This is a genomic window from Algoriphagus sp. SE2, assembly GCF_039563885.1.
In the GTDB taxonomy this organism is placed as follows: Bacteria; Bacteroidota; Bacteroidia; order Cytophagales; family Cyclobacteriaceae; genus Algoriphagus.
In genome coordinates this window covers 15,329-28,198 of sequence record NZ_JBCLWJ010000028.1, presented here as the reverse complement: position 1 = coordinate 28,198, position 12,870 = coordinate 15,329, and the positions used below count along the sequence as shown (strand labels likewise).

General features: G+C 39.3%; 14 protein-coding genes. 4 read left to right on the top strand and 10 right to left on the bottom strand.

What is annotated here, in order from left to right; all coding sequences use genetic code 11:
• Window positions 1-664 (top strand): hypothetical protein (locus AAGF08_RS19695; protein WP_343513135.1); only part of this gene is annotated, 664 nt, incomplete at its 5' end.
• 244 nt (window positions 665-908) lie between these two features.
• Here the strand turns inward: AAGF08_RS19695 and AAGF08_RS19690 are convergent.
• The 7 genes from AAGF08_RS19690 to lpdA form a co-directional block, all read right to left on the bottom strand.
• Entirely contained in the window at window positions 909-2,171 is a 1,263-nt protein-coding gene (locus tag AAGF08_RS19690) for a replication-associated recombination protein A (protein ID WP_343513133.1), read from the bottom strand.
• A 90-nt stretch (window positions 2,172-2,261) separates the two neighbouring features.
• A complete protein-coding gene (locus AAGF08_RS19685; protein WP_343513131.1) occupies window positions 2,262-3,275 on the bottom strand; it encodes a GntG family PLP-dependent aldolase in 1,014 nt (337 codons plus the stop codon).
• Complete coding sequence (locus AAGF08_RS19680) at window positions 3,265-4,215, bottom strand: glycerophosphodiester phosphodiesterase family protein (protein WP_343513130.1); 951 nt, start codon at window positions 4,213-4,215, stop codon at window positions 3,265-3,267. Before AAGF08_RS19680 ends, AAGF08_RS19685 begins: the two co-directional genes overlap by 11 nt.
• Window positions 4,205-4,663, bottom strand: a complete 459-nt coding sequence (locus AAGF08_RS19675) for a DUF2721 domain-containing protein (RefSeq protein ID WP_343513129.1) — start codon at window positions 4,661-4,663, stop codon at window positions 4,205-4,207. The genes AAGF08_RS19680 and AAGF08_RS19675 overlap by 11 nt, the downstream gene beginning before the upstream one ends.
• A gap of 107 nt (window positions 4,664-4,770) precedes the next feature.
• Window positions 4,771-5,592: an anti-sigma factor gene (locus AAGF08_RS19670; RefSeq protein WP_343513127.1), complete on the bottom strand. Its 822-nt coding sequence runs from the start codon at window positions 5,590-5,592 to the stop codon at window positions 4,771-4,773.
• A complete protein-coding gene (locus tag AAGF08_RS19665) occupies window positions 5,592-6,125 on the bottom strand; it encodes an RNA polymerase sigma factor (RefSeq protein WP_343513126.1) in 534 nt (177 codons plus the stop codon). The genes AAGF08_RS19670 and AAGF08_RS19665 overlap by 1 nt, the downstream gene beginning before the upstream one ends.
• A 91-nt stretch (window positions 6,126-6,216) precedes the next feature.
• Window positions 6,217-7,614, bottom strand: coding sequence for a dihydrolipoyl dehydrogenase (lpdA, locus tag AAGF08_RS19660; RefSeq protein ID WP_343513125.1), 1,398 nt, complete (start codon window positions 7,612-7,614; stop codon window positions 6,217-6,219).
• Window positions 7,615-7,905: 291 nt separating this feature from the next.
• On the opposite strand from lpdA, the gene fabG reads away from it, so the two are divergent.
• The gene (gene fabG, locus AAGF08_RS19655) at window positions 7,906-8,652 is read left to right on the top strand and encodes a 3-oxoacyl-[acyl-carrier-protein] reductase (RefSeq protein ID WP_343513124.1); all 747 of its coding nucleotides are present in this window, start codon (window positions 7,906-7,908) and stop codon (window positions 8,650-8,652) included.
• 215 nt (window positions 8,653-8,867) lie between these two features.
• Here fabG and pruA read toward each other — a convergent pair whose 3' ends face one another.
• The 3 genes from pruA to AAGF08_RS19640 form a co-directional block, all read right to left on the bottom strand.
• Window positions 8,868-10,502 carry an L-glutamate gamma-semialdehyde dehydrogenase gene (gene pruA, locus AAGF08_RS19650; protein ID WP_343513123.1) on the bottom strand — a complete coding sequence of 545 codons (1,635 nt, stop codon included), beginning with the start codon at window positions 10,500-10,502 and terminating at the stop codon, window positions 8,868-8,870.
• A gap of 83 nt (window positions 10,503-10,585) precedes the next feature.
• Window positions 10,586-11,281, bottom strand: coding sequence for a YjjG family noncanonical pyrimidine nucleotidase (locus AAGF08_RS19645; protein ID WP_343513122.1), 696 nt, complete (start codon window positions 11,279-11,281; stop codon window positions 10,586-10,588).
• Window positions 11,282-11,286: 5 nt separating this feature from the next.
• Window positions 11,287-11,670, bottom strand: coding sequence for a metalloregulator ArsR/SmtB family transcription factor (locus tag AAGF08_RS19640; RefSeq protein ID WP_343513121.1), 384 nt, complete (start codon window positions 11,668-11,670; stop codon window positions 11,287-11,289).
• 110 nt (window positions 11,671-11,780) lie between these two features.
• On the opposite strand from AAGF08_RS19640, the gene AAGF08_RS19635 reads away from it, so the two are divergent.
• Window positions 11,781-12,431: a carboxypeptidase-like regulatory domain-containing protein gene (locus AAGF08_RS19635; protein WP_343513120.1), complete on the top strand. Its 651-nt coding sequence runs from the start codon at window positions 11,781-11,783 to the stop codon at window positions 12,429-12,431.
• Window positions 12,432-12,579: 148 nt separating this feature from the next.
• A complete protein-coding gene (locus AAGF08_RS19630; protein ID WP_343513136.1) occupies window positions 12,580-12,864 on the top strand; it encodes a GxxExxY protein in 285 nt (94 codons plus the stop codon).
• The last annotated feature ends 6 nt before the right edge of the window (window positions 12,865-12,870 follow it).

The window sequence follows — 12,870 nt, the reverse complement described above, 5'->3', positions numbered from 1 at the left end:
TAACACAGGAAACATAGTGGCAAACAACACATTGATCACGAATCACATCGCCGCCGATGGAGACCTTGATGCCACCAATGAAATTCAAGCATTACTGACAGCTCCTTCCCAGCCAGGACAAATCGGAATTACGAATGGAAATTCAATTACAATCAATGTAGATGATGCCGATGCTGATCCTACCAATGAAATCCAATTACTAATACCTGGTAACACCCAACCAGGAGTGATCGGGATTACAGGTGGAAACACAACCACTCTTAATGTAAATGATGCAGATGCTGATCCTACCAACGAAATCGAACTACCCACAGGAGGGAATAATGGACAAGTACTTTCCACAGATGGAAATGGGAATTATACTTGGGTTGATAACAGTTCAGCAAGTTCAAGCCCTATTAAGGCATTTGGTAAAGTAAATGCAGATGGAACTCCGGCAAAAATCTTTGGGGCCAGTATCGGCCAACGTGTTCAACCAGGACTTTATGCTATCCAATTTACGACTCCTAGATCTAATGGTGATTACATCATTCAACTTACAAATATACAAGGGAAAACCATGACTTACGGCCTTCAGGATGCAAATGGGTTTACAGTTCTGATTTTAGGTAATAATGGGAAAGCTGAAGATACTGAGTTTATGTTCACGGTGATAGATCTTTAAAGTGATCAAGCTTTTCTTTTTAAAAAATGGTCAGTTTGAAGTAAAAGTGAATCGGATAGTATTGGGACTCCATAACTTGTCATAATCGTTTTAAGGATGAATTAAAAAAGGTCTAAATAACCTTTTTATACCAAGAAGGAACTCATTCAAGAGCTAATAATTTTAGCATAGCGATGTCAACTTGCCTCCCAAAGGATTATAGCTTTTGGGTAAGCATAGGTCTTGATTGCCAATGATTATCGTTTCAATAACCATACTTCCCACCCCAGTTTCTTTTTAGGTTTTTTCGAAGCTCATTTTCTCTGGCATTTTCCCCAGGATCATAGAGCTTGGTTCCGGAGATTTCATCCGGCAAAAATTCCTGGGCTACAAAATTCCCAGGGAAGTCATGGGAGTATTTATAGGCCTTACCATAATTCAGGTCTTTCATCAGTTTGGTGGGTGCATTTCTTAAATGAAGCGGAACTGATAAATCCCCCGTTTCTTTGACCAAAGATTGTGCTTTTGAAATGGCCTGATAGGCTGCATTGCTTTTGGCCGAAGAGGCCAAATAAGTAACACATTGAGAAAGTATGATGCGTGCTTCTGGGTAACCAATAATCTTCACAGCTTCAAAGCAATTCGTTGCCAATAGCAGGGCATTGGGGTTTGCGTTGCCTATATCCTCAGAGGCAAGGATAATCAAACGTCTGGCAATGAATTTTACATCCTCCCCTCCTTCTATCATTCGGGCAAGCCAATAGACGGCTGCATTCGGATCTGAGCCACGAATGGATTTAATAAAAGCTGAAATGATATCGTAATGCTGCTCACCGGACTTGTCATAGAGCGCCACTTTCTGCTGAGCAATCTTCATCACCTTTTCATCTGTGATCACCTTTGGCTCCTCTTCTAATCCACCCAGTACTATTTCAAGTAAATTCAATAGCTTCCTACCATCTCCTCCCGAAATCCTTAGCAAAGCATCACTCTCTTTAACTTCAACTGAGAGCTTTTTCAATTCGGAATCCTGTGCCAATGCCTGATTTATCATTTCGAGCAATTCTTCCTTACCCAGAGAATTCAGAGTAAAAACCTGACATCTGGACAACAGAGCAGCATTTACTTCAAAAGATGGATTTTCGGTGGTGGCACCTATCAGCCGGATAATTCCTTTTTCTACGGCTCCAAGCAAGGCATCTTGTTGGGACTTATTGAAGCGGTGAATCTCATCGATAAAAAGTACCACTCCTGTTTGAAACTTTGCTTTTTGAATTACCTCACGAATATCCTTAACCCCGGAGCTGATTGCCGAGAGGGTATAAAAAGGAACCTTAATCTCATTGGCGATGATATTTGCAATCGTAGTCTTCCCAACACCCGGAGGTCCCCAAAGAATCATGGAAGGGACATTTCCTGATTTGACGGCCTTATACAAAAAAGAACTGGGAGCGGATAAATGACTCTGTCCAATCAGGTCTTCCAATCGAGCCGGACGCATTCTTTCTGCCAAAGGGGTATTGTTCATACTTTAAAATCTAAATTCAAAATACAAGATACAGAGAAAAGGAAAAAGGGCTCCATGGCCCTTTTATTTAAGACAAAAACTGTCTGAAGCTTATAATTCAGAAATCCTTTTTCCAAACTCTTCCAGCTGATCATCTCCAAAATCATGATGGGTCACAAATCGCACCAAGTGTGACCCAAACTTTACTGCTTTTATTTCTTTCTCTTTCAGTTTTTCCAAAAATAACTCTGGTGTTATCCCATCTAATCGTGCGATAGCAATATTCGTAGCAACCGGAAGTACTTCGGAAACAAATGACTCTTTCAACAACATTTCACCTAATGCTCTTGCACGGGCATGATCTTCTTTCAGCCTTTCTACCTGATGATCTAAAGCATAGATACCTGCTGCGGCTAGAAAACCTGCCTGGCGCATGCCACCTCCCATGACTTTACGGATCTTACGGGCTCTTTTGATATCAGATTTCGATCCTAATAGGACAGATCCCACAGGGCACCCTAATCCTTTACTCAAGCAAATAGAAATGGTGTCAAACTGTGGCCCCCAGTCTTTTGGGCTTTCCCCAGAAGCTACTAATGCATTGAATAGTCTTGCTCCGTCCAGATGAAGTTTCAAACCATTTTCTTTACAAACTTCCTTAATGGGGATTACTTCTTCCAAGTGATAAATACTTCCGCCGCCTTTATTCATTGTATTTTCCAAAGAAACCATTGTTGTCTCAGGTGCATGGATATCGTCTGGATTTATGGAAGCCACAACTTGAGAGGCGGTTATCTTCCCTAATTCTCCTTCCAATAACTTTACAGAGGCTAAGGAGTTCGCCATAATTCCTCCACCTTCATAAAGGTAGATATGTGAGTATTTATGACAAATCACTTCTGTTTGGATCCTTGTATGGAGGCGAATGGCAATTTGATTGGTCATGGTTCCCGATGGACAGAAAATCCCAGCTTCCATTCCAAAAAGAGAAGCTAATTTTTCCTCCAAAGCTGAAATAGTGGGATCTTCTCCAAAAACATCATCTCCCACGGGTGCTGAAAACATGGCTTCCTTCATCCCTTTTGTAGGTCGAGTGATCGTGTCGCTTCTCAGGTCAATTATCATGTATGAAATATTTGGATTTAGAACTTATTGATGGTTGTAGGGTCTTAATGGCAGCAGCAGCTTCTATTGGTCGGTCTGTAGCCAGAATATCAGCTCCATTTTGGACAAAACTTGCATAGATTTGATCTCCTCTGGTCTCAGCACTTTGGTCCAAGTTCCCTAAAACTCCTAAAATAGTGAATACCCCTCGCTGATGAAGGGCCTGATTAAATTGCAAAGGTCTTTCTGATAATCCTGTGAATGCAATAACCTTAGTCCAAGGGATGCCTGTTTCTTCCAATCTTTTAATTTCTTCATCGTTTCGGATAGTTATAGACAACATCAACTCAGGTGCCATAGTATGTATCTTTTTCGCAGCTGGAAAAGTGTAGGTTATTAAAGCAGCATGTTCTTGTGAATCAGTTTCTCTCACTTCTTCAATAATCTTTTCAAAAGGAACTGATCGTTTGATATCTACCGTTAACAAAGCTTTCCCTTTAGACCAAATTAAGGCTTCTTTGAAAGTAGGAATTCTGAATGTGGTTTTATTGCCATCTTCATCTTCTAAGAATAAGGATTGAATATAATCGAAGGTAACATCTGCAACTTTTCCTGAACCCGTTGTGGTCCTTTCAAGTTCGTCATCATGCATTAATACCAAAACAGAGTCTTTGGTCATTGCCACATCGAATTCGATGATTGCAGATGTATATTTTAACACATGTTCAAAAGTTTCAATAGCATTTTCAGGATAGCCAGGATATGGCCCTCCCCGATGAGCAGAAACCATTGGGATCCGGTCTGAACTCCAGGTATAAAAATCCAAAGCACTGCCTACACCATTTAAATCAATGTAGTTTTTCCCATTTGTTTCAATTTCTTGGATTTCAGTAGAAGATTGGGAATTACAAGAGCTAATTCCAACAAAGAACAGGAATGCCCAAGCTATATTAACTCTCATCCTTCTTACCTTCTTTTTTGAAAATAAAATCAAGCCCACTACTTCTTTTGTTAAAAATTTCTTCCATGTCTTTTAACTCTAGGTTCAAGGCTTTTGTGGAAATCTGAATTTCAACCAAAGAAATCAAAAGTGAAACCAGCAGTGATGCCATGCTTCCTACAAAAACCCAATTAGCTGCCATCGTATAACCTCGGAAGAGCAAATACATACAAATGATGCATAATAAAAAGCTAAAAACTCCGAATAGCTGCATGTTTTTGATCAGAGTCAGTCGTCTCCGAAGATTATGAATTTGCTCCACGATGATTTCTTGGTCTGGTGCTTTGATATAGTTTTTATGAAGTCCACGAATCAAACTGGCAATCGCCAAGAATCGATTGGTAAATGCCAGCATCAATAATGTGATGGCTGAAAAAAGTAAGGCCGGTGTAGAAAGTTGAAGTTCCATAGGTTGTATAAAGCTGCTTAAAGATCACTCAAATTTCCTAAAATGAAAAAGCCTGTCCTTCTCAGAACAGGTTAATTTCAAATTGATTCATTCTCAAAGTAAAATAATTAAGCCACTTCTCCCAATACCACCAGTTTTTCCAAGGTTGGAGATTGAGAACCGCCTTTTGGTTCGATCGTGATGGCGAATGCTCCTGCTTGTGCCACAGCATCCATTTGTTGTAAGGTTAATTTTTCGCCGGGATTCACGAGACCAATACCGATCGGTCCATCGTCACCAATAGCCCATAGCTGGTAATCAAACTCATCGGTGAGTGAATTTAAATTATTTACAGCCACAAATACTTCTTTTGCGCTTTGATCCCAAAATACATCGACTTTAGCATCTTTCTGCATCTCAAAGCTTTCACCTTTCATTTCCACCCGTTTGAAATCACCGGCAACAAACCTGTCCAGCTGTGTATTTTTTTCTTCAAATTCCAGTTTTACTTGGTTGAGATTATCAGCAATTACACTCTGCTCTTGCAAAAGGGCTGTGAATTGCTGATCTCTTTCATAAAACTTATTCGCATAGAAAATAGCAGCCACAGAAGCAATTAATGCTACCAAAGAAGCCGCAACTGCGAATGGTTTCCATGTTGAAAGTTTCACGACTTCAGAATCCTGATTGGAAGGCGCTGCTTTCACATTTTCAACTTTCTTGAATTCCGGTTCAAGACTATCGAAAATCTTCTCCTTCAATTTAGCTGAAGGCTTGTTTCCTGTTAGCTCATCAAAAGCAAACATTGCCTTTTCCAGTTCATTAAGCTCTTGCTGAATCTCAGGATACTTCTTTGATAAGGCCACAACCTCCTCACGCTCCCGCTCATTCAGCTCTCCAAGAAGGAAAAGCTCTAATTTGCCTGATGCTATGTATGATTGAATATCCACTAGATTCTGTCTAAATTCTTTTTCAAAACTTGTAATGAAGCTCTAATTCGAGACTTGATGGTGCCAAGAGGAATTTCAAATTCCTCAGAAAGTTCCGAATGCGTATATCCTTTGAAATAAATATACTCAATAATAAAACGTTGGTCTTCATTGAGCTGATCCATCAACTCTCTTACTCCTATTGCGTCAGTCTTTTCTACAGTGCCAGATTTACCTTCTAACCCATATACGAAGTCATCGATTGTGTTGGTCTTACTGGATTGAGAAATTTCTTTGGACCTTAGTTTATCAATGGCAGAATTCCTACAAATATTTGCCATCCAGGTATATAAGCGTCCTTTGGACTCGTCGTAAGTATCTATTTTCTTGGTAATCTTTACGAATGAATCATGAAAAACCTCCTCTGCAATATCTGAATTGTAAACGATTCTGGAAATAACAGCAAACAAAGCCCTCGAATACCTCTCATACAAGTAATCCGTGGTTTTCCTGTCTTTTGCCCTAAGTCCGGCAATTATTTGTTCTTCCTCCAATAGTTGGTCGTTTTCATTGGGTTTCCCCTAAAAGTAAAACACAAGACCGAATGTTTTCAGTCTTGTGCCTTTTATTTCAAAATGTATGAATTTATAAGTGAATCACCTCATCATAGGCTGCAGCAGCTGCTTCCATTACTGCTTCAGACATGGTTGGGTGAGGGTGAACAGTTTTTATCAATTCATGCCCAGTGGTTTCTAGCTTTCGGATCGCAACAATCTCAGCAATCATTTCTGTGACATTTGCACCGATCATATGTGCACCAAGTAATTCTCCGTATTTCTTATCAAATACCAACTTCACAAAACCGTCTTTTGCTCCGGCAGCTGATGCCTTACCAGATGCGGAGAATGGGAATTTACCAACTCTTAATTCATACCCGGCTTCTTTAGCTTTTGCTTCAGTCATCCCTACAGAAGCGATTTCAGGTGAACAATAGGTACATCCGGGGATATTTCCATAATCTAATGGGTCCGGAGATTGCCCCGCTATTTTTTCTACACAGATAATTCCTTCTGCTGAGGCTACGTGTGCCAACGCTGGACCAGGAATCACATCACCAATTGCATAGTAACCTGGCATATTGGTTTTGTAAAATTCATCTACCTTGATTTTGCCTTTATCTACTAATATCCCAACATCTTCTAAACCAATATTTTCAAGGTTTGAAACCACACCTGCTGCTGAAAGAACCACATCACACTCTAAAGTTTCTTCTCCTTTAGCAGTTTTCACTGTCACTTTGCAACCCGTGCCTTTGGTATCGACTGCCGTCACTTCGGAAGAAGTCATAATAGTCATACCTGATTTCTTGTAGATTTTCTCCAATGCTTTGGAAACCTCTACATCCTCAACAGGAACAATTCTATCCAAATATTCTACAATGGTTACTTCTGTCCCAATAGAAGCGTAAAAATAGGCAAACTCAACTCCAATCGCTCCAGAACCTACGACTACCATTTTCTTCGGTTGCTTCTCTAAGGTCATTGCTTTTCTATATCCAATGATTTTTTTATCATCAATTTTCATAGATGGCAACTCACGGGAACGGGCTCCCGTGGCTATAATAATATTGTCTGCAGAATAGATTGTCTTCTTTCCATCCTTATCAGCGACTTCTACTTTCTTTCCTGCCTGGATTTTGCCCCAACCAGAAATAACTTCGATTTTATTTTTCTTCATTAAGAAAGTAACGCCTTTGCTCATTCCATCCGCCACACCTCTGCTTCGCTTTACCATCCCTTCGAAATCAGCTTTAGCTTCTTTTACCGAAATTCCATAATCAGCTGAATGATTGATGTATTCAAAAACTTGAGCACTTTTCAACAAGGCTTTAGTTGGAATACAGCCCCAGTTAAGGCAAATACCACCCAGCTCTGCTGCTTCTATGATAGCAGTTTTCAAACCGAGTTGGGAAGCACGAATCGCAGCTACATAACCACCTGGGCCGCTACCCAACACAATCAAATCAAATTTGGTTGAAGACATATCTAAATATTGGTTTATAACGAAATGAATCTATGCAAAAATAGACCTTTTGGCTTCAGAAAAAAATTTGTTGTAGTCTCCAAAAAGGTAAATGATTCCAAAGCAAGTGCTAAAAATATATTTAGAAAAAAGAGAATTCTACCAAATTTGATAATACTTCAATTTTATTTTACAAAATCGATTTTTCGAAGAAAATACAATGGAAGAAAAGTAAAATCCAAAAGCCTTTTCATTTCAGATCGGAAACTTTCGGTTTTTTTCTAATTTTGGCAAAACAAAATTTTAGAATCAATGGGATTACTTTCCGGAAAAATAGCTTTGATAACCGGTGCCTCTAAAGGAATCGGAAGAGCCATAGCCATCAAATATGCTCAGGAAGGCGCCAATGTGGCCTTCACTTTTTTATCCAGTGTAGAAAAAGGCCAAGCTCTGGTCAGCGAGCTTGAAGCTTTTGGAGTTAAGGCCAAAGGATATCGCTCCGATGCATCAGACTTCAAAGCGGCTGAGGAATTAGTTAATAATGTGGTTTCAGATTTTGGGGGATTGGATATTTTGATCAACAATGCTGGAATCACCAGAGATAATCTTTTGATGAGAATGACTGAAGAGTCATGGGACGAAATCATGAATGTGAATCTGAAATCCTGCTTCAATACAGTAAAAGCAGTGACTCGAACCATGATGAAAGCAAAGTCTGGATCAATCATCAACATGACTTCTGTAGTCGGTGCCAAAGGAAATGCAGGTCAGGCAAACTATGCTGCTTCTAAAGCCGGAATCATTGGTTTCACCAAATCTGTTGCTTTGGAATTAGGCTCTAGAAACATCCGCTGCAATGCCATCGCTCCTGGATTTATAGAAACTGAAATGACGGAGGCTTTGGATGAGAAGACGGTACAAGGTTGGAGAGATGCTATCCCAATGAAGCGTGGTGGAAAACCGGAAGAAATCGCAGACGCTTGTGTATTCTTAGGTTCTGATATGAGCACGTATATTTCAGGACAAGTGCTGCATGTCAATGGAGCGATGTATACCTGAGGAATATAGGATTTTTGATGTATGAAGTGCGATTTAAATGCGGCTGGGGGAACTCAGCCGTTTTTTATTGCGAAAAGAAAAGCCTCGGAAATGATCCGAGGCCTACTTTATAATATCAAAATCTTTAAGAATACCCGTCGACTTCGCTCATGGTGACAAGTTAAAATTATATGATCTAGACCTTCGGGGATTCAAAACCCTAAAGGTCTAAAAGATTAATCCTCTCCTAAGAAAGGATATCTATAATCTTCTGGTGACACAAAGGTTTCTTTGATCGTACGTGGAGAAACCCAACGTAGCAAGTTGATCATGGAACCTGCTTTATCATTGGTTCCTGATGCACGGCTTCCGCCAAATGGTTGCTGACCTACCACTGCTCCTGTCGGCTTGTCATTTATGTAGAAGTTACCTGCTGCATTTTTCAATTTGGTGGTTGCCAACTCAATTGCATAACGATCCTGAGAGAATACCGCTCCTGTTAAGGCGTAAGGGCCGGTTTGATCTACCAACTCTAGCGTTTCTTCGAAGTTCTCAGCATTATAAACATAAATCGTCAATACAGGACCAAAGATTTCTTCACACATTGTCGTGTACATAGGATCTTGAGTTAAGATAACGGTTGGCTCAATGAAGTATCCTTTAGATTTATCAAAGTTACCACCAGCAATGATCTCTACTCCATCTGCTTTTTTTGCATTCGCGATGTAGTTGGAGATTTTGTCAAAAGCTTTTTCATCTATGACAGCATTGATGAAATTGGTGAAGTCTTCTGTACCTCCCATGGTCATATCTGCCAAATCTTCCAACATATATCCTTTAACTTCATCCCAAAGATTGGATGGGATATAAGCTCTTGAAGCAGCGGAACATTTTTGTCCTTGATATTCGAATGCTCCTCTAACCAAACCAACTGCCACAGCTTTAGGGTTGGCAGACTTATGGGCAATAACAAAGTCCTTTCCTCCAGTCTCACCTACTATTCTAGGGTAAGACTTAAATTTATGGATGTTGGCTCCAATTTCTTTCCAGATATGCTGGAACACACCAGTGGAACCCGTAAAGTGAATACCAGCGAAATCAGGATGCTTGAAAATAATTTCTCCGGCCACAGGTCCATTGACATAGATCAGGTTAATCACTCCGTCAGGAACTCCGGCTTCTTTGAACACTTCCATCAAGACATTTGCAGAATAAATCTGTGTATAGGCTGGCTTCCATACGATTGTATTCCCCATCATTGCAGCTGAAGTGGGGAGATTTCCTGCAATAGCAGTGAAATTAAAAGGAGTTAATGCGAAAATAAAACCTTCTAATGGTCTTTGCTCCAATCTATTCCAAACACCATTTCCAGAAACTGGAGGCTGTTGGGCGTAGATTTCAGTCATATATTTCACATTAAATCGTAAGAAGTCAATGAATTCACAAGCTGCATCAATTTCAGCTTGCATCGCATTCTTGGATTGACCTAGCATGGTAGCGGCATTGATTTTCGCTCTATATGGGCCTGCAATAAGATCGGCAGCTTTTAAGAAAATAGCCGCTCTTTGCTCCCATGCCATGTTTTCCCATGCATGTTTTGCTCCTAGTGCAGCATTGATAGCCTGCTCTACATGCGTTGCATCTCCCTCATGAAAATGACCAAGAATGTGTTTATGGTCATGTGGAGGGGACATTGGGTGTTTATTTCCAGTTCTTACTTCCTCTGAACCAATGTACATAGGCACATCTACTTCCACTGATCTAGCTTTTTCAAGTGCAGCATGTAATTCTTTTCTCTCCGGACTTCCGGGAGCATACGCTTTTACCGGCTCGTTTACAGGGTTGGGAACATTAAAAAAACCTTTAAGCATGATATCTGGGGTTATGATTTTCTGATGTTGGCAAAGATAACCAACAGGATTTTATTGACTAGTGATTTTAGTAACAAAAGCAATTATAAAATACTTTCCAATTCTTTGAGGTGGGAAATGGTGAAAGTTGGCTTCAATTCCGTTTCCTTTCCATCGGGATTAAAATAAACTTGATCTATTGATGCATTCTGGGCACCAAGAATATCTGAGTTTGGATTATCGCCAATCATGATACATAACTCAGGGCTTGTCTCCAATTGTTCCATAGCATGATGAAAAATTCTGGGATCTGGTTTTTTATGTCCAGTTGTTTCTGATGTGACAATTAAATCAAAGTATTGATCCAAACCTGATGATTTCATTTTCTTTGCCTGAGATTCGTTAAAACCATTTGTAATAACATGAAGTGGGTATTTCTTTTTCAAATAAGTCAAAATCTCATTTGAGTATGGAAAAACGTGTGGTTTGGAAGAAGTACGATGCATAAAATCCTCTTCAAATGGTGAAGGAACAGAATCTTCAGGAGCTCCGGCATGAGCAAAAATCCTCCTAAACCGTTCAATTCGGAGACCATGCTTATCTATTTTTCCCACATTGTACATATCCCATAATTGGAAATTCACGTGGTGAAATGATTTAGAGAAAGTATCAAAAGTGGGAATACCTAATTCCTGCAGCGTGTACAGTTCATAAAGTTCTGAAAGTGATTCAGTGACATTTCGGTCGTAATCCCAAAGGGTATGATCCAAATCGAAAAAGATATGTTGGTAATTTTTCAAAGTTTTTAACGTCGATATTGATTGTTCTGAATTTTATTAATTGCCAGCTCGCGATTGGATTTCAAGATTTCGAATGTTTCTTGGTCTCTGATCAGGCTTGGATCTTTTTGAATAAACTTAAATACAGCTTGAAAGATTTCAAGATATTCTTCAAGGATGTAATAAAACATCCACTGATCCACTCTCCTGCTTCCAAGCAATCCTGCATTTTTTAAATAAATCAAATGTCGACTGGTTTTTGTTTGGGTGAAATCCAGTATATGTTCTAAATCAGAGATAGATAATTCTTTATTTAGCATCAATAAATGAATTATTCTAACTCTAGAGTCTTCAGAAAGAGCTTTAAATATTCGGAGTCCGTAATTTAAACTTATATTTTTGAGTCTCATTTAGTAAGTTTTAACTCAGATTTTGTTGGTAAAATAAAAAATCAACCGAAATTAGGGTATAATCGCATTCGTTTTGCCAACCTTTCGTATTTATATAAGTTTATTTATTTGTGAATAATTCAATTATACTTCGATCCTTCCTTATTTTCCTACTGGGATTCATTTTTTCAGTTCAGGTTGTTTCTGCTCAAGATAAACAAGAAAGAAAGGTTGTTCAACTCTCAGGTATAATACTAAATGCTGATAGCACTGATGCCGTAGCGGGCGTCAATGTATATGTTCCGAAAAAAGGTAGAGGAACAAGTAGTGGTAGATTCGGATATTTCTCCATGCCTGTATTAGAAGGGGATAGTGTGGTTTTCAGTTTTATAGGATTAAAAAGACAAACCTTCAAAGTTCCTGAAAATGTAGAGAATGACAGAATCAGTCTGATTTTAACCATGGAGGTGGATGAGATTGCTTTGGCAGAAATTGAAGTGATGCCCTACCCCACTGAAGAAGAATTCAAACAGGCTGTAATCGCTATGAATGTAGTTGACCCGATGTCGATAAGTCGCGCAAACATGAGTCCTGAGATGCTGCTAAGGTGGGCTGAAAGCATGCCTGCCTCTGGAGGCGAAAACTTCCGGTATTTTCAACAGGGCCAAACCCTTCAAAATCAGGATCTCTATGGTCCTAGACCTTTACGTCTCCTAGACCCATTTGCTTGGGGTCAATTTATCCGATCTATTAAGAGGGGGGATTTAAAAAAGCGGGATTAAGACTTATTCTTTATAAATATTTTCATCACGCAAAGACGCAACATTTTTTGAGATGAATGAAAATGAAATATCAAAAGTAATAGTTGATACCGCTTTCAAGATTTACTTAAAATTAGGCCCTGGACTATTAGAATCCGTTTAAGAAGGAATATTTTCATATGAGCTTAAGCAGAAAGGATTTCTTGTCGAAACGCAAGTGGTCATCATTCCTGTCGTATGGGAGAGCATAAAATTTGACCAAGGATATAGAGCTGATTTAATTTTAAATCAGAAGGTTTTAATAGAGTTAAAATCAGTCGAAAAGTTATTACTTGTACACGGTAAACAAATCAGAACCTATCTTAAACTTACAGGGTTGAAGCTCGGAATGCTGATTAATTTTAATGAAGACAAACTGACCAACGGGATCACTAGAGTGGTCAATGGACTTTAATTTTTC